Below are 25110 nucleotides of genomic sequence, written 5' to 3' on the forward strand. Positions count from 1 at the left end.
CCAGGCCGCGGGCATCACCGCCGCCGACATCGGCTACCTGGAGGCCCACGCGGCCGGCACCGCCGCCGAGGACGCCGCCGAACTGGCCGCACTGGCGGCCGTCCACCCCGCCGGCACCCCAGGCCCGGCGCTCGGCAGTGCCCGGGCCCACATCGGCGACGCCCAGGGCGCCGCCGCGATGGCCGGCCTGCTGCGGGCCTTGCTCGCCGTCCACCACGGCTACCTGCCGGGCGTCCCCGGCTGGCAGCGGCCCGCCCCCGATCTCGCCGACCGGCTCGCCGCCACCGGCTGCCACCTCGCCGACACCTCCCGTCCCTGGCTGCGCACCGAGCGGACCGGACGGCGGCACGCCGCGGTCTCGTTCATCGCCGAGGGCGGTGCGCACGGCCGGCTGGTGGTCTCCGCGGCGGCCACCAGCGGCGCAGTCGAGGAACGGGCCTGGCAGCGGGCTGGCGGCCCCGTGCTGCTCGCCCTCGGCGCCGCCGACCCGGCCGACCTGCTGGCCGCCGTCGAACGCCACCGCGGCCTGCTCGCCGGCGGCGCCGACCCGTACGCGCTCGCCCGGGCCGCCGCCGAGGCGCTGCCCCCCGGCACGCCGAGGGTGGTGCTGGTCGGCCGGGACGCCGACGAGCTCGGCCGGCAGCTCGCCGCCGCCGCCAAGGACCTGCCGGGCGCCTGGGAGCGCGGCGAGGAGTGGGCCACCCCGGCCGGCAGCTGCTTCACCCCGCGCCCGACCGGCCCGGAGGGCAAGGTCGCGCTGGTCTACCCCGGCGCGGTCAACTCCTACCCGGGGCTCGGCCGGGACCTCTTCCGGGCCTTCCCCGGCCTGCTGGAGCGCTTCGAGGCCGAGGTCGAGCGGCCCGACGACACCTTCCGTGCCGCCCGGCTGCACCCGCGCACCCAGATCAACCCGGGCCGTCGCGAACTCATGGCACTGGAAGCCGAGCTGGGCGACGACCTGCCGTTCATGCTGGCCACCGGCACCACCTTCGCGATCCTGTACACCGACCTGGTGCGGGACCTGCTGGGCGTCCGCGCCGACGGCGCGTTCGGCTACAGCCTCGGCGAGTCCAGCATGCTGTTCGCCACCGGCGGCTGGCAGCGCGGCGCCCGCCGCGACGACCGGATCAGCGCCACGCCGATCTTCCGGCACCGGCTGAACGGGCGTCGCACCGCCGTCCGCGAGCAGTGGGGCCTGGCCGACTCCGTACCCGACTCCGCGGTCTGGGCCGGCCACGTCCTGCTCACCGACGCGGAGCGCGTCCGCGCCGCGCTCGCCCGGTACGACCGGGTGTTCCTCACCCACGTCAACACCCCGGGCGAGCTGGTGATCGCCGGCGACCCGGCGCAGTGCCGGGCGCTGATCGAGGAGTTGGGCTGCCCCGCGGCCAGGTCCCCCGTCAACGGGGTGATGCACTGCCCGGTCGTCGACCCCGACCTCGACGGCCTCGCCGAACTCAACGACCACCCGATGGGCTCAGCCGGCGGCCTGGACCTGCTCAGCGCCTACGACTACGGGCCCGTCCCCGCCCTCGACAGCGCGGAGACGGCCCGCCGGATCGCCCACACCCTGCGCTCCACGATCGACTTCCCGCGGCTGGTGCGTTCCGCGTACGACCGCGGCTTCCGCTACTTCGTCGAGGTCGGCCCGGGCGCCACCTGCACCCGCTGGGTGCGCGAGACGCTCGGCGACACCCCGCACGTCGCGGTCTGTGTGGACCGGCGCGGTGTGCCCACGGCGCGCACCGTCGCCCAACTGGCCGCCCGGCTGGTCGCGCACGGCGTGCCGCTCGACCTCGCCGGACTGCTCGGGCCCGCGCCTGCGGTGCCCGCCCGGCGCCGGGTGCTCTTCCCGGTCGGCGGCGGTGCGTCCGTCCCCGCCCGGATCGCGGCCGAGGCCGCCGAGCTGCTGGCCGAGCCCGCCGCGGCACCCGTGTCCGCCGCGGCGGAGGAGCCCGTGCTCGTCGCGGTCGCCGCCGACACCGCCGCGGCCGGACGTGCCGCCCGTCACGCCGTCCCCGCCGCGTCCCCCGCCCGTCCGGCGGGTGGTGGAGATCCCCGCTGCCCGCTGCCGGCCGTGCCGCCCGGCCCGCCCGGACCGTCCCCCTTCTCGCCGGAGGAGCAGATGCCCGCCGATCCGACCCTCGCCGACCCCGAGGTCATCGCCTTCGACGGCGAGCCGATCTCCTTCCTGCCGTGGAGCGAGCCGCCCGCGCCGGCCCCGGCCGCGCCACTGACCCCGGCGGCCCCGGAGGCCGCACGGACCACGGCCCCCGCACCGGCCCCGGCCGCGGCGAACGGCAGCTACGGCGCCCAGGACCTCGTCCGTGAACTGCGCGACCAGCTGATGGCCACCCACTCGGTGGTGATGGAGACCCAGCGCGTCCTGCAGGACAGCACCCTCGCCCGCACCGAGGCGCTGCTCGAAGCCCCGCCCGCCGACCCCGCACCGCTGCCGGAGCCCGAGCCGCAGGCCATCGAGCTCGCACCCCGGCTCGCACTCCCGCCCGCGCCGGTGCCGGCCGTGCTGGAGCCCACCGCGGTCGTCCCGGCCAAGGAGCCCGGCGTCATCTGGAACGAGGACGACCTGCTCGCCTTCGCCACCGGCCGGATCGCCGACGTCTTCGGCCCCGCCTTCGCCGAGATCGACGGCTACGCCAAGCGCGTCCGGCTGCCCGCCCCGCCGTACCACTTCGTCACCCGGGTCACCGAACTGCGCGCCGAGACCGGCGTCTACCGGCCGTCCTTCATCCGCACCGAGTACGACGTGCCGAAGGACGCCTGGTACGCCGTCGACGGCGGGGTGCCGCCGGCGGTCGCCATCGAGGCCGGTCAATGCGACCTGCTGCTGATCAGCTACCTCGGCATCGACTTCCGCAACAAGGGCGAGCGGGTCTACCGCCTGCTCGACTCCACCCTGGTCTTCCACGGCGACCTGCCGCGGGCCGGGCAGACCCTGCGCTACGACATCTCGATCAACCGCTTCGTCACCCAGGGCGACACCACGCTCTTCTTCTTCAGCTACCTCTGCTACGCCGACGGCGAGCTGATCCTCGAACTCAAGGACGCCTCCGCCGGGTTCTTCAGCAAGGCGGAGCTCGACACCCCGCTCGGCGTGGTCGTCACCGCCAAGGAGAAGGCCGCCCGCGCGGCCCTGACCAGGACCTGGTTCAAGCCGCTCGCCCGCACGGAGAAGAACCACCTCACCGCCGCCGACCTCGAACTGCTCGCCCAGGGCCGCCCCGGCGAGGTCTTCGGCCCCGAACACGCCCAGGACGAGGGCCTCAACCCCGCGCTGCGCCTCCCCGACGCCCGGCTGCGAATGATCGACGACCTGCGGATCGACCGCACCGGCGGCCCGCGCGGCCTCGGCGCCCTCACCGCCACCAAGCAACTGCAGCCCGACGCCTGGTACTTCGAGTGCCACTTCCCCGACGACCCGGTTCTGGCCGGCTCGATGGTCGCCGAGGGCGCCGTGCAGGCCCTGCAGACCTACCTGCTGCACCAGGGCATGCACCTCGTCCTGCCGGACGCCCGCTTCCAGACCATCGTCGGCCTGCAGACCGAGGTGCAGGTCCGCGGCCAGATCACCCCGCAGCACCGGGAGATCCGCTACGAGATCGAGGTCATGGAGCTCACCCTGCTCCCGCGGCCCTCGGTGATCGCCGACGTCCTGGTGTACCTGGGCGACAAGCCGGTCATCCGGATGCGCAACTTCGGCATCCAGATCCGCGAGAAGGAGGGCACCCCGTACCGGCCGGAGACCGGCGGCGTGCCGGCCTTCCTCGGCCGGCGCAACCGCTCCGGCGAACCCGCGATGATCAACGAACTGCACCTGGCACACGCGGCCAAGGGCGACCTCGGCACCGCGATGGGACCCGAGTTCGACGTCTACCGGAACAGCCGCGCGCCCTACATCCCCAACGGGGACTTCCAGTTCGTCGACCGGATCATGTCCCTCAAGGGCGTCCGCGGCGACCTCGGCCCGGGCTCCGAGATGGTCACCGAGTACGACTCCCCGGCCGACGCCTGGTACTACACGCAGAACGCGCACCCCCACATGCCGAACTGCGTCCACATGGAGACCTCCCTGCAGGCCGCCATCCTGCTCGGCTACTACCTCGGCGCCACCCTCAAGCAGCCGGAGACCGAGTACGCCATCCGCAACCTGGACGGGCGCGCCACCCTGGTCAAGGACCTCGACCTGCGCGGGCGGACCGTCCGGCACCACTCCAAGCTGCTGATGACCAGCGCCGTCCAGGGCGCCGTGCTGCAGAAGTTCAGCTACGAGCTCTCCGCCGACGGCGAGGTCTTCTACACCGGCGAGTCGCTCTTCGGGTACTTCAGCGACGCAGCCCTCGCCAACCAGGCCGGCCTGGACGCCGGGCAGTACGCCGCCCCCTGGATCGAGCAGGAGAAGCCCGCCGCCGACCGCGTCCGGCGGATCGAACTCAGCGACGGCGCACCCGCGTTCACCGACCCGGCGGGCGGCCGGCTGCACCTGCCCGGCGGCCACTTCCACCTCGTCGACCGGGTCGACCTGGTCCGCGACGGCGGCCGGCACGGCCGGGGCTACCTGCACGGCCACCGCGCCGTCCGCCCCGACGAGTGGTACTTCGACTGCCACTTCCACCGCGACCCGGTGATGCCCGGCTCGCTCGGCGTCGAGGCCGTGCTGCAGGCCCTGCGGCTGTACGTCCTGGAGGAGGGCCTCGCCGAGGGCATCGAACGGCCGCACTTCGCCCTCGCCACCGACGTCGAACTCGGCTGGAAGTACCGCGGCCAGATCCTCCGCCACGACGAGGAGCTCCGCTTCGACGTGCACGTCCGCGAGGTCCGCCGCGAGGACGGCCGGCTCGTGGTGGTCGCCGACGCCGACCTGTGGAAGCCCGGACTGCGGATCTACGAGCTCACCGGCGTGGCCGTCGAGGTCCGGTCCCAGTCGGCCACCCCCTGACCGCCCGCCCGAGGAGACGGAAGCCCATCATGAACCACCCCCAGACACCACTGCTCTGGCAGGGCGAGCAGTACCCGAGCACCGACGCGGCCGGGATCTACCAGGCCCTCGCCGACCTGGAACGCCCCTGCTTCGTCGTCCGCACCCCGCAGGGCATCGGCGCCGCCGCGGGCGGCCGCGCCGTCCCGTCCGGCGGCCGCGAGACCGGCCTGCCGCTGCTCGCCGCCGCCGCACCGCTGCCCCCACAGCGGCTCGGCTCGGCCGCCTTCCTCGCCGCGCACGGCGTCCGCCAGCCGTACCTGGCCGGCGCGATGGCCGGCGGCATCGCCTCGGCCGACCTGGTGATCGCCCTCGCCCGGCAGGGCTTCCTCGGCTCCTTCGGCGCCGCGGGCCTGCTGCCGGAGAGCATCGCGAAGGCGCTTGCCCGGTTCGCCGCCGAGATCCCAGGCCTGCCCTACGCCGTCAACCTGATCCACAGCCCCAGCGAGGAGCGGCTGGAACGCGAGGCCGTCGAACTGTTCCTGCGGCACGGCGTCCGCTGCGTCGAGGCCTCCGCCTTCATGGCGCTCAGCCCGCACATCGTCCGCTACCGGCTCGCCGGGTTGCGCCCCGGTCCGGACGGCCGCCCGGTCGCCGAACACCGGGTGATCGCCAAGATCTCCCGCACCGAGACCGCCGAGCGGTTCATGCGCCCCGCCCCGGCCGCCACCGTCAGCGCCCTGCTGGAGCAAGGCCTGATCACCCCAGACCAGGCCGACCTCGCCAAGTACGTGCCGATGGCTGACGACATCACCGTCGAGGCCGACTCCGGCGGCCACACCGACCGGCGGCCGCTGCCCGCCCTGCTGCCCAGCATCCTGCGGCTGCGCGACGCCGTGCAGCGCGAGCACCGCTACCCCGCGCCCGTCCGGGTCGGCGCGGCCGGCGGGCTCGGCACCCCGTCCGCCGTCGCCGCCGCCTTCGCCATGGGCGCCGCCTACGTGGTCACCGGCTCGGTCAACCAGTCCTGCGTGGAGTCCGGCGCCTCCAAGGCGACCCGGGCGCTGCTCGCCGAAGCCGGCATCGCCGACTGCGAGATGGCCCCCGCGGCAGACATGTTCGAACTCGGCGTCGAGCTGCAGGTACTGAAGAAGGGCACGCTCTTCCCGATGCGCGCCAAGAAGCTCTACGAGCTGTACCAGGCGCACGACGGCCTGGAGGCCCTCCCCGAGGCGGAGCGCGCCCGGTTGGAGGCCCAGGTCTTCCGCCGCCCGCTCGCCGACGTCTGGCAGGAGTGCGTGGGCTACTTCGAACGCCGCGACCCCGAACAGCTCGCCCGCGCCGCCGGCAGCCCCAAGCGGCGGATGGCCCTGGTCTTCCGCTGGTACCTCGGGATGTCCTCGCGCTGGGCCGTCACCGGCGACCCCGACCGCACCCTCGACTACCAGATCTGGTGCGGCCCGGCGATGGGCAGCTTCAACGACTGGGTGACCGCCAGCTACCTCAAGGCACCCGGCAACCGCCGGGTCGCCGAGGTCGCCCACCACCTGATGCGCGGCGCGGCCTTCCACACCCGGATCGCCCAGCTCCGCACCGCCGGCGTTCACGTCCCGGCCGCCGCCGCCGACTACCGGCCCGTCCCGCTGGAGTCCGCGGTCACCACCCTGGAGGGCGCCAGATGACCGGCCCGCTCGACGGACTCGGCTCCGCCGCCGCGCAGTTGGAGCAGTCGCTCGGCCCCGCCGAGGACCCGGCCAACCCGTACGGTTTCGCCGCCGCCGCCCGCCGTGACGAAGCGGGGGAGTACCCCGAGGCGCTGGCCGCCGCACTGCGCGCCGCCGGCTTCCACCTCGACTACCTGCCCCCCGACTGGGGCGGTACCTTCCGCTCCTTCGACCGCAGCCTGCTGCTCGTCCGCACCGCCGCCCGGCGCGACCTCAACGCCATGCCGGCCACCATGTTCTCCATCACCGCCGCCACCTGCGTCCGGCTGCACGGCTCGCCCGCCCAGCAGCAGGAGGTCGCCGAACTCCTGCGCGGCGGCGGAGCGGTGGCCTTCGCCCTGTCCGAGGCCGAGCACGGCAGCGACCTGCTCGCCAACACCGCCCGCCTGGAACGCGACCCGGACGGCCCGGGCCTGCGGCTCACCGGCGAGAAGTGGATGGTCGGCCTCGGGCAGCGCTGCGAGGCCGCGTACGTGGTCGCCCGCACCGGGGAGCGCGGACCGGGCTCCTTCACCGCCGTCCTGCTCGACCTCGCCGCCGCCGGGCCCGAACTCGACCGCGGCCCGGCCGTCCCCACCGGCGGCATGCGCGGCATCGACTTCGCCCACCTGCGCTTCGACGGCCTCCCGGTCGCCGGGAGCCGCGTGGTCGGCCGACCCGGCGAGGCCCTGGAGACCGCGGTCAAGGCCCAGCAGGTCGTCCGGCTGATGTCCACCGCCGGCAGCCTCGGCTGCGCCGACACCGCCCTGCGGCTCACCCTCGGCTTCGCCGCCGAGCGCCGCACCGGCCGCAGCCGCCTCCTCGACACCCCCTACCAGCGACGGGAGTCCGCGATCGCCGCGGCCGCGCTGCTCGCCGCCGACGCCGTCGCCCTGACCGCCGCCCGCGGCATCCACCTCGCCCCCGAGCAGTTCAGCGTCTGGGGCTGCGCCGCCAAACACGTGGTCGCCGAGGCCGTCGAGGACGCCGTCGCCCGCTGCGGCGCCACCCTCGCCACCCGCGCCGTGCTGCGCACCGAAGGCCCGGGCGGCGGCCTCTTCCAGAAGCTCCAGCGGGACGCCGCCCTCGTCCGGGTGGTCGACACCAGCACCCTGGCCAACCTCCGCTCCTTCGCCGGCCAACTGCCCGCCCTCGCCAAGGCCCCGGCCGAGGACGCCGCGACCGTCTTCGCCCTGGACGCACCGCTGCCGCCGTACGACCCTGCCCGGCTCGACCTCAACGCCCGCGGTCGCGACCTGCCGACCGGGACCCTCACCGCGATCGCCGGACCCGCCGCCGCGGCCCTCACGGAGAGCGGCGCCCCGGAGACGGCCGCCCTCGCCGAACGCCTCCGGGACACCCTGCAGAACCTCCCCAAGGAGGTCGAGCGGGCCGGAGCCGGCCTCGCCCTGGTCGACCTCGCCGAACGGTTCGCCTGGCTGCACGCCGCCGCCTGCTGCCTCCAGCTGTGGTGGGCCGGCCGCCACCTGCCGCTGCACGGGCAGCCGCCCGGCTCGGCCGGCTGGCTCGGCGCCTGCCTCGGCTACCTGCTGGCCCGCGCCGACGGCACCGACCCGCGCCGGCAGGCCGACCTGCTCGCACCCGCCCTCGACGCCGTGCTCGCGCTGCACCGGGATCACCGGATGTTCTCGGCCGTCCCCGTCCCGCTGGCCTGACCGACACCCCGCACCCACGCGACCCGGAGGAGACCGGTGCCGAAGCCAGAACTCGACAAGCTCGCCGCCGAGTTGGAAGTCCACCTGGGCGACCCGCACGACCCGGCGAGCCGGATGCCGTTCGAGCGGATCCTCGACCACGACGAACGCGAGGAGTACCCCTACCCCTTCGTCAACCTGCTGCAGCGCTGGGGGGTGCACGAGTACAACATCCCCGCCGCCCAGGGCGGCCGGGCCGGGGACGTGGAGACCGGCTTCAACCTGCTGCGCCTCATCGCCCGCCGCGACCCGACCACCGCCACCGCCCTGATCATCACCAGCCTGGCCTTCCTGCCCGCCTGGATCGCCGGCACCGACGAGCAGAAGCAGTACCTGGTCGACACGATGAAGCAGGGCAGCCGCTACGCCTGGGGCCTGTCCGAGCGCAACCACGGCAGCGACGTGCTCGGCAACGAACTGCGCGCCGACAAGGTCGACGGCGGCTACCTGCTCACCGGCGAGAAGTGGCTGATCGGCAACGCCCGCGTCGCCGACGGCCTCACCGTCTTCGCCCGCACCAAGGAGTCCGGCGGCCCCGCCGGCTACTCGATCCTGCTGCTGGAGAAGCGCCGCACCCCGGCCGGCTCCGTCGAGGAACTGCCCAACGAGCGGCTGCACGGCCTGCGCGCCATCGACATGAGCGGCATCCGGGTGGACGGGGTGTTCGTCCCCGACTCCGCCCGGCTCGGCGCGGAGGGCGCAGGCCTGGAGATCGCCCTGCAGACCTCCCAGGTCGCCCGTACCCTGATCGGCTCCATCGCGCTCTCCGCCGTGGACACCGCACTGCGGGGCACCCTCGACTTCACCGAGCACCGGGTCATCTTCGGCCGCACCGTCAGCGACATCCCCTACTCCCGGCGGCAGTTGGCGGAGTGCTTCGCCGACCTGATGGTCGCCGACGCGGTCAGCCTCGGCGCCGTCCGCAGCCTCCAGCTCGTCCCGGAACAGGCCAGCGTCTGGTCCTCGGTCGCCAAGTACCTCGTCCCGACCATGCTGGAACGCACCATGTCCCAGCTCAACGTGGTGCTGGGCGCGCGTTTCTACCTCCGCGACGACCCGCACCACGGCATCCACCAGAAGATGCTCCGCGACCTGCTGGTGGCCAACTTCGCCGACGGCAACACCGTGGTCAACCTGAAGAACCTCGCCCTGCAGCTGGACGGCCTGCTCGCCGCCGTCGTCGAGCCGCCCGCCGGCGCCGCCACCGGGGCGGAGGAGCGGGTGACCACCCTGTACGGCATGGACCGGCCGCTGCCGCTCTACCGCCCCTGGGACCAGGAGCTGTTCAGCCGAGGCCGCGACGACGCCCTGCTCGCCGCCCCCGCCTCGCTCGCCGCCCTGCGCCGCCTCGCCGAGGGCACCCCGGGCGAGGAGGGCGACCGGCTGCGGCGCGCCGCCGACACCGCCGCCGAACTCCTCGGCCGCGCCGCCGCCCTGCGCGGGCGCAGCCGCACCCTGAAGGCCGACCTCGGCCGCGAGTACGGCCAGTCCGCCGAACTCTTCGACCTCGCCAAGGAGTACTGCCTGCTGCACGCCGTCGCCGCCTGCGTGCACACCCACCTGCACTCCGCCGACGCCATGGAGGACCCGCTGCCCAGCGGCGCCCTGCTGCTGCTCCAACTGGAGCGGCTGCGCCGGCACTGGCACCCGCACGAGGCCGTCACCGACGCCGCCGACGTCGACGAGGTGATGGCCGTGCTGCGCCGGCTGCACCAGGGCGACCGGCTGTTCTCGCACTGGCAGTTCCGGCTGGCCGCGCGCACCGGGCCCCGCCCCGGCGCCCGGTGACCCCCGACCGACCGCAGCGGAAGGAGTGCCCCATGCCACCGCACCCGGGCGCCCGCGCCCTCTGCCCGTCCTGCCGGCGAAGCGGCCGGCCCGACCGCCTCGACCCCGACCTCAAGGTCTGCCCGCCGTGCCGGGAACGGCTGCGCTGGGAGATGTCCGAGTGGCTCAAGCAGCTGGTCGGCATGGGCGTCCTCGGCACCGTCCCGGAGCCCTGCGAGCACCCCGGCCGGAGGCGCGATGCCCGCGCGTGACGGCCACCTCTGGCTGCTCCCGGAGGCCGCCGCCGAGGCCTTCGCCGCCCGGCACGGCGGGCCCGCCCTGCTCGGCGCCGAGGAACGGGCCCGGCTGGCCCGGCTGCGCGGCGAGGGCGCCCGGCGGCGCTTCCTCGGCGGCCGGGTGCTCGCCCGGTACGCGCTGAGCGCCCGCTCCGGCCGGCCGCTCGGCGGCTGGCGGGTGCGCACCGCCCCGGACGGCCGTCCGGAGCCCGAACCGCCCGCGGACGGCCTGCGGTTCAACCTCTCGCACACCGACGGGATGGTCGCCTGCCTGGTGGCCACGGGCCGCGACTGCGGGGTGGACGTGGAGGCCGCGGCAGCCGGCGCGGACGCCGTGCGCCACCTGCCGCGCTGGTTCGCCGCGGACGAGCGGGCCGCCGTGGACGCCGTCCCCGCGGCCGAGCGGCCGGCCCGGGTCGCCGCCTACTGGGTGCTCAAGGAGGCCTACCTCAAGGCCGTCGGTACCGGGCTGCGGCGGGAGCTCGCCGACTTCTCCTTCACCCCGCCGGACGGTCGGCCGATCCGGCTCACCGACCCGGCCCGGCCGGCCGCCGAGAACGCCGCCTGGCACTTCGAACTGATCCACCCCGCACCGGGATTCGTCCTCGCCGCCGCCGTGCAGGACGGCCGGGGCGGCCGTATCCACCGCACCCTGATCGCCCCCTAGCCAGTGAAGGACCCCTCATGTCTGCAACCGCCAAGCCCCGGGTCGCGGTCGTCGGCGCCGGCGTGGCCGGCCTGTCCGCCGCGTACCGGCTCCGCGAGCACGCCGAGATCACCCTCTTCGAGCAGGACGACCGCGCCGGCGGGCACGCCAACACGATCGAGGTCGAGGACGAGGGCCGCGTCCTCGGCATCGACACCGCCTTCGTGGTCTTCAACGAGCCCAGCTACCCCAACCTCAGCCGCTTCTTCGGCGAACTGGGCGTCGCCACCCGCCGGCACGAGGGCGGCTTCAACTTCTTCGACCTGGACACGGGCCTGCAGTACGGCACCGCCGAGATGGCGCTGCCCGAGGAGGAGGTGCTGGCCCGCTACCCGGCCGGGTTCCGCACCATCTGGAGCGAGGCCCGGCGCTTCCACCAGGAGGGCCGCAAGGACTTCCTGCGCAAGCGCACCGACCTGCCGCTGGGGGAGTACCTGGACCGCGGCGGCTACAGCGCCGAATTCCGGTACGGCTACGTGATCCTGCTGTGCACCGCGGTCTGGTCGGTGCCGGCCGAGCTGATCTGGGAGATGCCGGCCACCACGGTGATCGCCTTCTTCATGGCGCACGACGAGGGCGGCCTCGGCGGGCAGCGGGTCGACTGGCAGACGGTGGAGGGCGGTTCGGTCCACTACGTGCGCAAGGCGCTGGCCGTGATCGACCCCAAGCTGCGGCTCGGCGAGCCGGTGCTGTCGGTCACCGAGCAGCCGGACGGGGCCACCGTCACCACCGCGGCCGGCGCCGAGCGCTTCGACCACGTGGTGGTCGCGGCGCACGGCGACCAGGCCCGCGCCCTGCTCACCGAGCCGAGCCCGCTGCAGCGCGAGACGCTCGCCCGGATCCGTTACAACTCCTCCGTCGCGGTGCTGCACACCGACCCGTCGGTGCTGCCCGCCGACCGGTCCCGCTGGGACAACTGGAACTACGGCAAGGTCGCGGTGGACGGCGAGGTCCGCCCGTACGTCGCCTACTACATGAACCGGCTGCACGGCTTCGAGTCCGCGAAGGACTACTTCGTCACCCTGGACTGCCCGCTGCCGGTGCGCGAGGAGGCGGTGATCCGCGAGCTGCACTACGAGCACCCGGTGATCGACCTGGACCTGCGCACCCTGCAGAAGACCATCTACCGGGTCAACGAGGGCACCCGGGTCAAGCTCTGCGGCTCCTACTTCCACTCCAAGCAGCTGCACTGGGACCAGATCGGCTCGCACGAGGCGGCGTTCTCCTCCGGCCTGGAGGCGGCGGAGCAGCTGCTGCGGGAGCTCGGGCGCTAGGGCATGTCGTCGGAGGGCAGTCGGGTGGTCGATTCAGGGGCGCCGGGGGCACCTCCCGGCCGGAGGCTGGGGGCGGAACTGCGCGGCTCGGGGCGGGCACCGTAGTGACCTGTGCCGAGCCCGGATTCGTACGGCGGTCCACATCCGAGTCGCGCAGGCCCCCGCGCCCCTGTGTGCCCCATCGCCTTTGAGGGCACGCCGTAGGCGTTCCGGAAAAAGCTGGCATTGGAAAGCGCCACTCTCTATAGTGGATAGCGCAAGGTTCCACTATCGGTTTCGGCGGACCCTCGTCCGGGGGTTCGCCGATCGGCGGCCGAGGAAGGCTGACCCCATGCCTACGCTCCCCTGGACCACACCCAACGCCCCTCGGCCGCAGACCCGGGCCGTGGTGATGGCCTCCCGCCTGGAGGTCCGCTCGCTCGCCGACGTGCCGCGCTTCTTCTGGAAGTCGCTGGCGGCCTGGCGACAGGTCCGCACCGCGCCGGGCGCCGTCGGCGCCTCGCTCATCGCCCAGCCGCTCAAGCGCACCTTCTGGACGCTCTCCGCCTGGGAGACCAGGGAGGCGCTCTACACCTACGCCAAGGCCGAGCCGCACTACTCGATCATGACCTCGCTGCGGTCGACCATGGACAACTCCACCTTCACCTTCTGGGAGGTGCCGGTGGAGGAGCTCCCGATCGCCTGGTCCGACGCCAAGCGCCGGCTCGCCGAGCAGCGGCAGGCCGACGCCGCCTCGGCCGAGGACGCCGTCTAGCCGCCTCCGGGCGGGCCGCACCCCGGCCCGCCCGGGCCTGCTCCACCCCGACCGCCGAACCGCGACCGTCGTGCCCCGGCTGCCGGCCGCGACCGCCGCGCTGCAGCCGTTGCGCCACGACAGACCCGCTGCACCACGACCGAAGGAGAAAGCTGTCATGTCCTCGACAGGATTGCGGTCCGTCCCGGCCGGGGACCTCCCCGCCGACGGCGGCCGCACCGTGCCGCTCTGGCTGTCGATCGTCGCCTGCAGCGTGCCGATGTTCATGGTCGCGCTCGACAACCTGGTGGTCTCCACCGCCCTGCACACCCTGGCCGTCGACCTCAAGGCCGACACCCGCGACCTCCAATGGTTCGTCAACGCCTACGTCCTCAGCTTCTCCTGCCTGCTGCTGATCGGCGCCGCGCTCGGCGACCGCTTCGGACGCCGGAAGGTCTTCGTCCTCGGCATCGCGATCTTCACCCTCTCCTCGGTCGCCTGCGGCCTCGCCGACACCAGCGCCGAGCTCATCACCGCCCGCACCGTCCAGGGCTTCGGCGCCGCCGCGGTCATGCCGCTCTCGCTGACCCTGCTCTCGCAGGCCGTCCCCGAGCGGCTGCGCAGCCTCGCCCTCGGCCTGTGGGGCGCGGTCAGCGGCCTCGCCATCGCCCTCGGCCCGGTGGTCGGCGGCGCCGTCGTCGACGGCCTGGCCTGGGAGTGGATCTTCTGGATCAACGTGCCGGTCGGCCTGCTCGCCGTCCCGCTCGTCCTCAAGGTGCTGAAGGAGAGCCGCGGTGAGCGCGCCGGCCTCGACCTGGTCGGCATGCTGCTCGCCTCGGCCGGCCTGCTCGCCCTGGTCTGGGGCATCGTCAACGGCAGCGAGGACGGCTGGACCGACGGCCGCATCCTCGGCGCCTTCGCCGCCGCCGTCGTCCTGCTGACCGCCTTCGTGCTCTGGGAGCGCCGCGTCGAGCACCCGCTGCTCCCGCTCGGCTTCTACCGCATCCGCGCCTTCAGCCTGACCAACATCGTGTCCGCCTCGATGTACTTCGGCGTCTTCGGCTCGATCTTCTTCCTCTCCCAGTACCTGCAGATCGCGCCCTACCGCACCCCGCTGCACGCCGGTGTGCTCACCCTCGCCTGGACGCTGATGCCGATGTTCATCGCCCCGGTGGCCGGCGCGCTGACCGACCGGGTCGGCGGCGGCCGGCTGATGGCCCTCGGCCTCTTCCTGCAGGCCGCCGGCCTCGCCTGGATCAACCTTGCGGCCACCGACGACACCCCTTACTCCCGGCTGGTCGGCGCCATGCTGGTGGCCGGCGCGGGCATGGGCTTCGCCATCGCCCCGACGGCGGCCGTGGTGCTCGGCGCGGTCGGCCCGGAGCACCGCGGCAAGGCCTCCGGCGCCAACACCACCGTCCGGGAGATCGGCGGCGCGCTCGGCATCGCGGTGCTCAGCAGCGTCTTCCTGGAGTACGGCAGCCCGGTGAACGCCCAGGAGTTCGTCAAGGGCCTGCACCCGGCGGTCTGGGTCGGCGTCGCGGTGGTGGTGTTCGGCGGCATCTGCGCCCTCTTCATCCCGCGTCCGCCCCGGCCGGCCGCCGAGCAGGTGGAGGACGTCCCCGCGGACGAGCCCGCCCCCGCCAACGCCTGACCCGTCGAACACGCCGGAGGCCCCCGGTCCCCCCGGGGGCCTCCGGCGTCCGTTCTGTCGCCGCGGGTCAGCCGCGGGCGGCCTCGAAGGCGCGGTGCGAGGCGTCCGCCTGCGCCAGCCGGCGCATCGCCCCGATCAGGGCGTCGCCGAGGACGGTGCCCAGCACCGCCCCCTCCACCTTGCTGTCCAGGCCCTCGCGTCGGCCGATCAGCGCCAGCTCCGCCGTGGAGAGCCGCTCGGCGGCGACGGCGTAGTCGTCGAAGATGTCGAGCAGGTCGTCCTGGCCGAGGTCGCGGAAGGTCACCACCAGCTGGGCCAGCGCCTGCCGGGCCGGATTGCCCGGCTTCACCTGCCAGCCGTGCCGCTCCACCAGTTCGTCGACCAGCTTCTCCGCGCCCTCCCACACCTCCGGATCGGCCGCGGTCACCGCCGGGGTGACGGCGGCCTGGGCGATGCCCAGCACCCGGTGCAGGCTGTTGCCGGGCTCGTCGATCGCCTGCAGCACGTCACGGGTCGCGGCCACCGAGAGCTTGCCGACCTCGACCATCGCCCGCACCAGCTTCAGCCGGTGCACATGGGCCTCGCCGTACTGGGCCTGGTTCGGGCTGGTCAGCTCGCCGCCGGGCAGCAGCCCCTCCCGCAGGTAGTACTTGATGGTCGGGACCGGCACCCCGGTCCGCCGGCTCAGCTCTCCGATGCGCATGGCGTCCCGTCTGTTCGAGGGTCGGACGGTCCGCGCGGCGGGCGGCGGACCAATATGGATAGCATACGTCTCCACTATCGGTGTCCGCCCGGGAACGCCGGGCGCCCCCGCCGGAGAGGTCGCGGCCCCGTATACCGTGGTGGGCGTGCAGGTACTTCAGAACGCCCCGCTCGCCCCGCTGACCACGCTCCGGCTCGGCGGACCCGCCCGCCGCCTCGTCACGGCCACCACCGACGACGAGGTCGTCGCGGCCGTCCGCGAGGCCGACGCGGCCGGCGAGCCGCTGCTCCTGCTCGGCGGCGGCTCCAACCTGGTGATCGGCGACGCCGGCTTCGACGGCACCGCGCTGCGGATCGCCACCCGCGGCTTCGACCTGGACGGCACCCGCCTGGAGCTGGCCGCCGGCGAGGTCTGGGCCGACGCGGTCGCCCGCACCGTCGGGGCGGGCCTGGCGGGCGTCGAGTTCCTGGCCGGCATCCCCGGCTCGGCCGGCGCCACCCCGGTGCAGAACGTCGGCGCCTACGGCCAGGAGGTCGCCGAGACGATCACCGAGGTCGTCGCCTACGACCGGCGGGCCGGCGAGACGGTCGTCCTCACCAACGCCGAGTGCGCCTTCTCCTACCGGCACAGCCGCTTCAAGGCGGACCCGCACCGCTACGTCGTGCTGCGGGTGCGCTTCGCCCTGGAGGACGCCGCCGGGCAGTCCTCCCCGGTCAAGTACGCCGAGGTCGCCCGCACGCTCGGCGTCGTGGCCGGCGAGCGGGTCGACCTCGCCACCGCCGCCGACACCGTGCTCGCGCTGCGGGCCGGCAAGGGCATGGTGCTGGACCCGGAGGACCACGACACCTGGTCGGCCGGCTCCTTCTTCACCAACCCGGTGCTCAGCGCCGAGCAGTACGCGGCGTTCGCCGCCCGGCTCGAAGGCCTGACCGCCCCCGCCTTCCCCGCGCCCGACGGCTGCACCAAGACCTCCGCCGCCTGGCTGATCGACAAGGCCGGCTTCACCAAGGGCTACGGCACCGGCCCGGCCACCCTCTCCACCAAGCACACCCTGGCGCTCACCAACCGGGGTTCGGCCACCACCGAGGACCTACTGGCGCTGGCCCGCGAGGTCCGCGACGGCGTGCGCGCCGCCTTCGGCGTGGAGCTGGTGAACGAGCCCGTGATGGTCGGCGTCGCGCTCTAGCCCGGCCGGGCCCGCCGCACCGTCCAGCCAGCCGTCGATGTCGGCCAGCAGCTCCTTGCGCACCGACTCCGGTGCCGTCGAGCCGCGCACCGACTGCCGCGCGAGCTCGGCGAGCTCGGCGTCGGTGAAGCCGTGCACCGTCCGGACGAGGTCGTACTGGGCGGCCAGCCGGGAGCCGAAGAGCAGCGGGTCGTCCGCGCCCAGCGCCATCGGCACCCCGGCGTCGAAGAGGGCGCGCAGCGGTACGTCCTCGGCGCGCTCGTAGACGCCGAGCGAGACGTTGGACGACGGGCACACCTCGCAGGTGACGCCCCTCGCGGCGAGCCGCTCCAGCAGCCGCGCGTCCTCCGCGGAGCGCACGCCGTGCCCGATCCGGCCGGCCCCCAGGTCGTCCAGGCAGTCCCGGACGGACTCCGGCCCGGCCAGTTCGCCGCCGTGCGGGGCGGCCAGCAGGCCGCCGTTGCGGGCGATCTCGAAGGCGCGGTCGAAGTCCCGGGCGAAGCCGCGGCGCTCGTCGTTGGAGAGGCCGAAGCCGACCACGCCGCGGTCGGTGTAGCGGACGGCCAGCCGCGCGAGGGTGCGCGCGTCCATCGGCGACTTCATCCGGTTGGCCGCGACCACCACCCGCATCCCCACGCCGGTCGCCTCCGAGGCCTCCCGCACGGCGTCGAGGATCAGCTCCAGCGCGGGGATCAGCCCGCCCAGCCGCGGTGCGTACGAGGTCGGGTCGACCTGGATCTCCAGCCAGCGGGAGCCGTCCCGCCGCTCGTCCTCGGCGGTCTCGCGGACCAGACGCCGGATGTCGGACTCGTCGCGCAGCACCGAGCGGGCGGTGTCGTACAGACGCTGGAAGCGGAACCAGCCGCGCTCGTCGGTCGCCCGCAGCCTGGGCGGCTCGCCCGAGCTCAGTGCCTCCGGCAGCCGCACGCCGTGCTTGTCCGCCAGCTCCAGCAGCGTGGCCGGGCGCATCGACCCGGTGAAGTGCAGGTGGAGGTGGGCCTTGGGCAGGGCGGCGACGTCGCGCGGGGCGGGAAGGCGATCCATCCACTGATCCTGCCGCATTCGGGAAGCAAACGGGAACCGCCCCCTGAACATCCCTCGAAAGAATGAGTTTCAACGAGGTGTCAGGGGGCGGCCCGCGGGGCGGGGGAGCGTCAGTCGCGGGCCTCGGCCAGCAGCTGCTGGATCCGGGTCACGCCCTCGACCAGGTCCGCGTCGCCGAGCGCGTACGACAGCCGCAGGTAGCCGGGGGTGCCGAAGGCCTCACCGGGGACGACCGCGACCTCGGCCTCGTCCAGGATCAGCGCGGCGAGCTCGGAGGAGCTGGCCGGGCGCTTCCCGCGGATCTCCTTGCCGAGCAGGGCCTTGACCGAGGGGTAGACGTAGAACGCGCCCTCGGGCTCGGGGCAGAGCACGCCGTCGATCTCGTTGAGCATCTTCACGATGGTGCGGCGGCGGCGGTCGAAGGCGGTCTTCATCTCGTCGACGGCCGACAGGTCGCCGGCCACCGCGGCCAGCGCGGCCACCTGGGCGACGTTGGAGACGTTGGAGGTGGCGTGCGACTGCAGGTTGGTCGCGGCCTTCACGACGTCCTGCGGGCCGATCAGCCAGCCCACCCGCCAGCCGGTCATCGCGTAGGTCTTGGCCACGCCGTTGACCACGATGCACTTGTCGCGCAGCTCCGGCAGCAGGGCCGGCAGCGAGGTGAACTCGGCATCCCCGTAGACCAGGTGCTCGTAGATCTCGTCGGTGAGCACCCACAGGCCGTGCTCCAGCGCCCAGCGGCCGATCGCCTCGGCCTCGTCGCGGGTGTAGACCGCGCCGGTCGGGTTGGACGGCGAGACGAACAGCACCACCTTGGTGTTCTCGGTGCGGGCCGCCTCCAGCTGCTCGACCGAGGCCTTGTAGCCGGTGGTCTCGTCGGTGACGACCTCGACCGGCACACCGCCCGCGAGCTGGATCGACTCCGGGTAGGTGGTCCAGTACGGCGCCGGGACGATGACCTCGTCGCCCGGGTCGAGGATCGCGGCGAAGGCCTCGTAGATGGCCTGCTTGCCGCCGTTGGTCACGAGCACCTGGGAGGCGTCCACCTGGTAGCCGGAGTCGCGCAGCGTCTTGGCGGCGATCGCGGCCTTGAGCTCGGGCAGGCCGCCGGCCGGGGTGTAGCGGTGGTTCTTCGGGTCCTGGCAGGCGGCGACGGCGGCGTCGACGATGTAACCCGGCGTCGGGAAGTCGGGCTCGCCCGCGCCGAAGCCGATGACGGGGCGGCCGGCCGCCTTGAGGGCCTTGGCCTTGGCGTCCACGGCGAGGGTGGCGGACTCCGCGATGGCGCCGATCCGGGCGGACACCCGGCGGTCGGCGGGACGGACGTTGGCGGGGGTGGAAGCGCTCATGCCTGCATCGTCGCAGAGTGGGCAGCTGCCGGGCAGGGCGGTTCCAGCATGCGTACCGGCCGTCCCACGATGTGTCCGCCGAGGTGTCCGCGGACGTGTCCCCGCAGGCCCGCGGCGGGCCGGCGACGGGGGCGCCGACGAATCGTCGGGAAATGAGGTTCGACCAAACGCCTCGGAACCCGTATGCTCGACGACCGATGGCCCCCGCGGACCGCAACGCCGATGCGTACACCACGCACCGATCCCGATGCGGTAGGTTGGGGGTCGACTCCGGGGCCGCGAGGCACCGTAGGGCACTAGCTCAATTGGTAGAGCACCGGTCTCCAAAACCGGCGGTTGGGGGTTCGAGTCCCTCGTGCCCTGCTGCTTTTTTCGTACCGAGCCCGTTCGCTCCACAGAGCGAGCGGGCTTGATGCGGAGAGGGCCCCGTCAGCAATGCACTTCGCCGGACCGGCGCGCCCACACCGGGCACGCCCCTCGGCAGGACCCGGATTCAGGTGAGGACGAGTGACGGAGACCACGGGCTCCACCGCAACGCCTGAGAGCGGCAACCCCGAGGGTGCCGACGGCGCTGCCGCCACGCCTGACGAGGCGCTCTCCCGCCGCGACCGCAAGCGCGCCCGCAAGGCGCAGGGCGGCGACCGCAAGTCGGGCAAGCGTGCCAAGAAGGGCCTTTTCGCCCGCATGGCGGTCTTCTACCGCCAGATCATCGCCGAGCTCCGCAAGGTCGTCTGGCCGAGCCGCGGCGAGCTGATCCAGTACACCACCGTGGTCGTCGTCTTCGTCGTCACGATCATGCTCGTGGTCTACGGCCTCGACACCGCCTTCGCCAAGCTCAGCCTGCTGATCTTCGGCTGACCCGCCCTACCCGGCGCGACTTTCCTCCGCGGACGCCTCCGGCCCGACCGGCCGGTGAGCGACGTCCGGACACCCGCCCGACCCGTCCCGCGCACCTGATGCCGGTGTCCCCGCCCCTCCGGGACGGGAGACCGGTTCGGGCTTTCGGCGCCGACCGGGCGGGCCAGCTACCGTTGACTCGGTACTGTTGAGGTATCCGTTACACATCCCAGGAAAGAAGCAGCGCCCGTGTCTGAGTCCCCCCTGTACGACGCCGACGAGACCGTCCGCGACGCGGACGTCGCGGCCGAGGCTGCCGACGCCGAGGCTGCGGAGCAGATCCTCGACGCCGCGGACGCCGACGAGGACGAGGTCGAGGCTGCGGACGAGGCGGAGGCGGACGTGCCGGCCGAGGCCGCCGCGCTGCACGAGGTCGCCGAGGCCGAGGCCGCCGCCGAGGAGGCGTTCACCGCCGAGGCGGAGGAGGCGGAGGAGAGCGACCCGGTCGCCGAGTTCCGCGAGAAGCTCCGCATCGCGCCCGGCGAGTGGTACGTCATCCACACCTACGCCGGGTACGAGAACCGCGTGAAGCAGAACCTGGAGCAGCGCTCCGTCTCGCTGAACGTCGAGGACCGCATCTTCGAGTCGGCCGTGCCGCAGGAAGAGGTCGTCCAGATCAAGAACGGCGACCGCAAGACCATCCGTCAGAACAAGCTCCCCGGCTACGTCCTGGTCCGCATGGAGCTGGACGCCGAGTCCTGGGGCGTCGTCCGCAACACCCCGGGTGTCACCGGCTTCGTCGGCAACGCCTACGACCCGTACCCGCTGACGCTGGACGAGGTCGTCAAGATGCTCGCGCCCGACGTCGAGCGCGCCGCGGCCAAGGAGGCCGGCAAGGCCTCGCCGGTCCGCCCGGTCGAGGTCCAGGTGCTCGACTTCGAGGTCGGCGACTCGGTCACCGTCACCGACGGCCCGTTCGCGACCCTGCAGGCGACCATCAACGAGATCAACCCCGACTCGAAGAAGGTCAAGGGCCTGGTCGAGATCTTCGGCCGCGAGACCCCGGTCGAGCTGTCGTTCGACCAGATCCAGAAGAACTGACCCAGACCTTCGGTTCCGGGGCGGGGCGCAGGCCCCGCCCCGGAACCGTTTTGGTCCAGGACCGCATCAGCGGTTAGCCTGGTTCGATGTGTGTGCTGGCGGCCGGGTGTCGCCCCGGTTCCGCACACACCAGCAATCACCTCTCGGAAGGACCCGGAGAGACATGCCTCCCAAGAAGAAGAAGGTCACGGGGCTTATCAAGCTCCAGATCAACGCCGGCGCGGCCAACCCGGCTCCGCCGGTCGGCCCCGCGCTGGGCCAGCACGGCGTCAACATCATGGAGTTCTGCAAGGCCTACAACGCTGCGACCGAGTCGCAGCGCGGCATGATCGTGCCGGTGGAGATCACGGTCTACGAGGACCGCACCTTCACCTTCATCACGAAGACGCCGCCGGCCGCGCGCCTCATCCTGAAGGCCGCCGGCATCGACAAGGGCTCCAGCGAGCCGCACAAGACCAAGGTCGCCAAGCTCACCAGCGCCCAGGTCCGCGAGATCGCCACCGTCAAGCTCCCCGACCTGAACGCCAACGACCTGGACGCCGCGGCGAAGATCATCGCCGGCACCGCCCGGTCGATGGGCATCACCGTCGAGGGCTGACAGCCCCAGTCGTCCCCGTGGTAGGGCCGAGCGCGGCCCGTTCCCACCACGAACTCCATCGATTTCAGGAGAAGCAGTGAAGCGCAGCAAGGCCCTCAAGGCCGCGGACGCCAAGGTCGACCGCAGCCGGATCTACGCCCCGCTCGAGGCCGTCCGCCTCGCCCGGGAGACCTCCACCACCAAGTTCGACGCGACCGTCGAGGTTGCCATGCGCCTGGGTGTCGACCCGCGCAAGGCCGACCAGATGGTCCGCAGCACCGTCATCCTCCCGCACGGCACGGGTAAGACCGCTCGGGTCCTGGTCTTCGCGACCGGTGACCGTGCCGAGGCCGCGCGTGCTGCCGGCGCCGACATCGTCGGCTCCGACGAGCTGATCGACGAGGTTGCCAAGGGTCGCCTGGACTTCGACGCCGTCGTCGCCACCCCGGACCTCATGGGCAAGGTCGGCCGCCTCGGCCGCGTGCTCGGCCCCCGTGGCCTGATGCCGAACCCGAAGACCGGCACCGTCACCCCGGACGTCGCCAAGGCCGTCAACGACATCAAGGGCGGCAAGATCGAGTTCCGCGTCGACAAGCACTCGAACCTGCACCTGATCATCGGTAAGGCCTCCTTCACCGACGAGCAGCTGGTCGAGAACTACGGCGCCGCGCTCGAGGAGGTCCTCCGGGCCAAGCCGGCCGCCGCCAAGGGCCGCTACATCAAGAAGATCGCGTTCTCGACCACCATGGGCCCGGGCGTCCAGGTGGACCCGAACCGCACCCGCAACCTCCTCGTCGAGGAGGACCCGGCCGCCGTCTGAGCCACCGTGCTCCGGCAGTAGCCGCGTCCTGGGCGCACCGCGCAGTCCGCGACCGACGGGCCCGCACCCCCTCACCGGGGTGCGGGCCCGTCGGCTTGCGCGCGGTGCACGGACGCGCCCGGACCCGTTCGGCCGGGGTCAGGGGCGGCCGGACGCCGCGGCGGCGGGCATGGCAGGGTGAAGGACAGCGGACGGGGCACGGGACGGGCGAGGAGGCGGGGATGGCAGGACGGGCGGTGCGCCGGGCGGCGGCGGCCGCGGCACTGGCCGCGGTGCTCACCGCCTGCGGCAGCGGTTCCGGGGGCGCCCCCACGGCCTCGCCGAGCGCCTCCGCGGACCCGACGGTGCTCGCCACCCCCACCGACCGCTCGCCGCACGGCGTGCTGCTCTCCGCCCAGCTGGCCGTGCACAGTGCCCGGAGGGCCCGCTTCAGCGGCAACCTGGGCTCGGACACGGTCGCGGGCCTGCTGTTCTGGGCGCCCAAGACGGTGCTCCAGCTCAAGCGCCCCGGCACCACCGAGGAGGTCGTGGTGCTGGACACCACCGCCTACCGCGGCGGGGACGCCGCCACCGCGGGCCGGCTCGGCGGACGGCACTGGGAGAAGTTCACCGGGGTGCCCGGTGCCGACGGCCAGCGCGCCGTGCCGTACGCCGACACCGTCGACCGGCTCAACCCGGTGGTGGCGCTGACCGCGGCGGTGGCCGCCCCCGCGCCCGAGCGGATCGGCGAGGAGAAGATCGACGACACCGCCGTCGAGCACTACCGGGTCACCACCACGGTCGCCGACTACGCCGAGGCGCAGGCCCAGCTCCCGCCCGCCCGGCGGGCCGCCCTGCGCGCCGCGCTCGGGGACGGCGGCGTGGTCACCCTCGACGTGTGGCTGAACGACCGCGACCAGCCCGTCCAGCTGCAGCGGACCGGCTCCGGCGCGGCCGAGCGGGTCTCCGACACGCTGCGCTTCGAGGAGTTCGGCGGACCGCTGTCGGTGCAGGCGCCGGCCGAGTCGGACACCGCCGATGCGGGCGGACGGAGCCTGCCGCCGCTGTAGCGGTGTCCGGATTTGGTCGAACTGCCGGGCGTCCAGTACGGTGGTGGCTGCCGAAGACCGCTGGTTGTCGTCTGCTTCCTTTCGGAAGCGAGGCGGCCGAAGGATCTGCGATTCGTCGCAGGCAGCCCGCGCAGGAGTGTTTGGAGCTTGGACTTCCGCCCGCCGTGATTCGTCGCGCCGGTCGTCGAGGTCTTTCAGAGCCCCGTGCGCCTGCGCACCGGGGCTCTCATCGTTTCTGCTGAGGCTTCCTTCGAACCGGCGTGTCGAGGCGTTGAATGGTCGACTGCTCCAAGGTCGGCCCGACTTCGACATCACGGAAGGAGGCGTACGCCTATGGCAAGGCCCGACAAGGCTGCTGCCGTCGCCGAGATCACGGACAAGTTCCGTGGCTCCTCTGCGGCGCTGCTGACCGAGTACCGCGGTCTCACGGTGAAGCAGGTCAAGACCCTGCGTCGCTCGCTGGGTGAGAACGCCGAGTACGCCGTGGTGAAGAACACGCTGACCAAGATCGCGGCCAACGAGGCCGGGATCTCCGAGCTGGACGACCTGTTCGCCGGTCCGACGGCTGTCGCCTTCGTCACCGGTGACCCGGTGGAGTCGGCGAAGGCTCTGCGTGACTTCGCCAAGGAGAACCCCGCTCTCATCATCAAGGGCGGTGTCCTTGACGGCAAGGCGCTGTCTGCCGATGAGATCAAGAAGCTCGCGGACCTCGAGTCCCGCGAGGTGCTGCTCGCCAAGCTCGCGGGTGCCCTGAAGGCCAAGCCCTCCCAGGCTGCCGCGGTCTTCCAGGCCCTGCCGTCGAAGCTCGTCCGCACCGTGGACGCGCTGCGCGACAAGGTCGAGCAGGGCGGTGCCGGTACGCCGGCTCCCGCCGAGGACGCGGAGTAATCACTCCCGCCCTCTAGCGGGCCCGTAGTACGCCCGCCAATCCGTACATCCGGCACCACCTGCCGATTTAGTGGAAGGACGCCAATCATGGCGAAGCTGACCCAGGACGAGCTGCTCGCGCAGTTCGAGGAGATGACCCTCATCGAGCTCTCCGAGTTCGTGAAGGCCTTCGAGGAGAAGTTCGACGTCACCGCTGCCGCCCCGGTCGCCGTTGCCGCCGTTGCCGGCGCTGGCGCTGGCGCCGAGGCCGCTGTCGAGGAGCAGGACGAGTTCGACGTCATCCTCGACGGTGCGGGCGACAAGAAGATCCAGGTCATCAAGGAGGTGCGCGCCCTGACCTCCCTCGGCCTGAAGGAGGCCAAGGACCTCGTCGACACCGCCGGTGCCAAGGTTCTCGAGAAGGTCAACAAGGAGACCGCCGAGAAGGCCAAGGCCCAGCTCGAGGGCGCGGGCGCCAAGGTCACCGTCAAGTGACCCCTCCCCGGCCCTGAGGGCCGGGAGGTGCCTCCACGCCCCCGCGGAGGGGGCGCAGGGACACGGGCCGGGCCGGCCATCCGCAAGGATGGCCGGCCCGGCCTTTTCGCGTTCCCGCGCCTGCCGCACCCCTGCCGCACTCCGCCGCGCACCCCTGCCGGACACCTTCCGGACACCTGCACAGGGCCCGCGCGTTGTGCGCTCGGCCACTGTCGGTGGCGGCCGGTAGGGTGATCACCGTCGTGGCACGCGGCTCGGACCACGGGATCTGTAACGCTCCCGTGGCCGCCGACGATGA

19 protein-coding genes, 1 tRNA gene and 1 pseudogene are annotated in these 25110 nt (G+C 73.3%); 18 read left to right on the forward strand and 3 right to left on the reverse strand.

Annotated features, from left to right (window positions below; genetic code table 11):
* The 9 genes and pseudogenes from KSNIM_RS22005 to KSNIM_RS22045 form a co-directional block, all read left to right on the forward strand.
* Positions 1-4957, forward strand: a pseudogene (locus tag KSNIM_RS22005) (hypothetical protein); the annotation flags it as partial.
* A gap of 29 nt (positions 4958-4986) precedes the next feature.
* A complete protein-coding gene (locus tag KSNIM_RS22010; RefSeq protein WP_263104902.1) occupies positions 4987-6618 on the forward strand; it encodes a PfaD family polyunsaturated fatty acid/polyketide biosynthesis protein in 1632 nt (543 codons plus the stop codon).
* A complete protein-coding gene (locus KSNIM_RS22015) occupies positions 6615-8315 on the forward strand; it encodes an acyl-CoA dehydrogenase (RefSeq protein WP_263104903.1) in 1701 nt (566 codons plus the stop codon). Before KSNIM_RS22010 ends, KSNIM_RS22015 begins: the two co-directional genes overlap by 4 nt.
* A 36-nt stretch (positions 8316-8351) precedes the next feature.
* Positions 8352-10142 carry an acyl-CoA dehydrogenase family protein gene (locus KSNIM_RS22020; protein ID WP_263104904.1) on the forward strand — a complete coding sequence of 597 codons (1791 nt, stop codon included), beginning with the start codon at positions 8352-8354 and terminating at the stop codon, positions 10140-10142.
* A gap of 32 nt (positions 10143-10174) precedes the next feature.
* Positions 10175-10393 carry a hypothetical protein gene (locus KSNIM_RS22025; RefSeq protein WP_263104905.1) on the forward strand — a complete coding sequence of 73 codons (219 nt, stop codon included), beginning with the start codon at positions 10175-10177 and terminating at the stop codon, positions 10391-10393.
* Positions 10380-11084 (forward strand): 4'-phosphopantetheinyl transferase family protein, encoded by a 705-nt coding sequence (locus KSNIM_RS22030; RefSeq protein ID WP_263104906.1) that lies wholly within the window; start codon positions 10380-10382, stop codon positions 11082-11084. Before KSNIM_RS22025 ends, KSNIM_RS22030 begins: the two co-directional genes overlap by 14 nt.
* A 17-nt stretch (positions 11085-11101) precedes the next feature.
* Positions 11102-12397, forward strand: a complete 1296-nt coding sequence (locus KSNIM_RS22035) for an NAD(P)/FAD-dependent oxidoreductase (protein ID WP_263104907.1) — start codon at positions 11102-11104, stop codon at positions 12395-12397.
* Positions 12398-12728: 331 nt separating this feature from the next.
* Positions 12729-13151: a DUF3291 domain-containing protein gene (locus KSNIM_RS22040; protein ID WP_263104908.1), complete on the forward strand. Its 423-nt coding sequence runs from the start codon at positions 12729-12731 to the stop codon at positions 13149-13151.
* A gap of 157 nt (positions 13152-13308) precedes the next feature.
* Positions 13309-14784: an MFS transporter gene (locus tag KSNIM_RS22045; RefSeq protein ID WP_263104909.1), complete on the forward strand. Its 1476-nt coding sequence runs from the start codon at positions 13309-13311 to the stop codon at positions 14782-14784.
* A gap of 67 nt (positions 14785-14851) precedes the next feature.
* On the opposite strand, the gene KSNIM_RS22050 is transcribed toward KSNIM_RS22045, so the two are convergent.
* Positions 14852-15487, reverse strand: coding sequence for a MerR family transcriptional regulator (locus tag KSNIM_RS22050; RefSeq protein WP_263104910.1), 636 nt, complete (start codon positions 15485-15487; stop codon positions 14852-14854).
* Between the two features lie 145 nt (positions 15488-15632).
* Here KSNIM_RS22050 and KSNIM_RS22055 point away from each other — a divergent pair, with 145 nt between their 5' ends.
* Positions 15633-16673, forward strand: coding sequence for a UDP-N-acetylmuramate dehydrogenase (locus tag KSNIM_RS22055; protein WP_263104911.1), 1041 nt, complete (start codon positions 15633-15635; stop codon positions 16671-16673).
* On the opposite strand, the gene KSNIM_RS22060 is transcribed toward KSNIM_RS22055, so the two are convergent.
* Together KSNIM_RS22060 and KSNIM_RS22065 are read right to left on the reverse strand one after the other, a co-directional pair.
* Positions 16578-17717, reverse strand: a complete 1140-nt coding sequence (locus tag KSNIM_RS22060; RefSeq protein WP_263104912.1) for an adenosine deaminase — start codon at positions 17715-17717, stop codon at positions 16578-16580. The two genes, KSNIM_RS22055 and KSNIM_RS22060, sit on opposite strands and share 96 nt — an antisense overlap.
* 110 nt (positions 17718-17827) lie before the next feature.
* The gene (locus KSNIM_RS22065) at positions 17828-19066 is read right to left on the reverse strand and encodes a pyridoxal phosphate-dependent aminotransferase (RefSeq protein WP_263104913.1); all 1239 of its coding nucleotides are present in this window, start codon (positions 19064-19066) and stop codon (positions 17828-17830) included.
* Between the two features lie 290 nt (positions 19067-19356).
* Between KSNIM_RS22065 and KSNIM_RS22070 the strand changes: the two genes are divergently transcribed.
* From KSNIM_RS22070 to rplL, 8 genes are all read left to right on the forward strand, one after another.
* Positions 19357-19429 (forward strand) — tRNA-Trp (locus KSNIM_RS22070).
* 144 nt (positions 19430-19573) lie between these two features.
* Entirely contained in the window at positions 19574-19924 is a 351-nt protein-coding gene (gene secE / locus KSNIM_RS22075) for a preprotein translocase subunit SecE (protein WP_263104914.1), read from the forward strand.
* Positions 19925-20152: 228 nt separating this feature from the next.
* Positions 20153-21004 carry a transcription termination/antitermination protein NusG gene (gene nusG, locus KSNIM_RS22080; protein ID WP_263104915.1) on the forward strand — a complete coding sequence of 284 codons (852 nt, stop codon included), beginning with the start codon at positions 20153-20155 and terminating at the stop codon, positions 21002-21004.
* Between the two features lie 163 nt (positions 21005-21167).
* The gene (gene rplK, locus KSNIM_RS22085; RefSeq protein ID WP_263104916.1) at positions 21168-21602 is read left to right on the forward strand and encodes a 50S ribosomal protein L11; all 435 of its coding nucleotides are present in this window, start codon (positions 21168-21170) and stop codon (positions 21600-21602) included.
* A 76-nt stretch (positions 21603-21678) separates the two neighbouring features.
* Positions 21679-22401: a 50S ribosomal protein L1 gene (gene rplA, locus KSNIM_RS22090; RefSeq protein WP_263104917.1), complete on the forward strand. Its 723-nt coding sequence runs from the start codon at positions 21679-21681 to the stop codon at positions 22399-22401.
* Between the two features lie 221 nt (positions 22402-22622).
* On the forward strand, positions 22623-23450 hold the full coding sequence (locus KSNIM_RS22095) for a hypothetical protein (RefSeq protein ID WP_263104918.1): 828 nt from the start codon (positions 22623-22625) through the stop codon (positions 23448-23450).
* Positions 23451-23783: 333 nt separating this feature from the next.
* Positions 23784-24338, forward strand: coding sequence for a 50S ribosomal protein L10 (rplJ, locus tag KSNIM_RS22100; protein ID WP_095874414.1), 555 nt, complete (start codon positions 23784-23786; stop codon positions 24336-24338).
* Positions 24339-24425: 87 nt separating this feature from the next.
* Complete coding sequence (gene rplL / locus KSNIM_RS22105) at positions 24426-24812, forward strand: 50S ribosomal protein L7/L12 (protein ID WP_263104919.1); 387 nt, start codon at positions 24426-24428, stop codon at positions 24810-24812.
* The last annotated feature ends 298 nt before the right edge of the window (positions 24813-25110 follow it).

Source organism: Kitasatospora sp. DSM 101779 (genome assembly GCF_025655475.1).
GTDB lineage: Bacteria > Actinomycetota > Actinomycetes > Streptomycetales > Streptomycetaceae > Kitasatospora.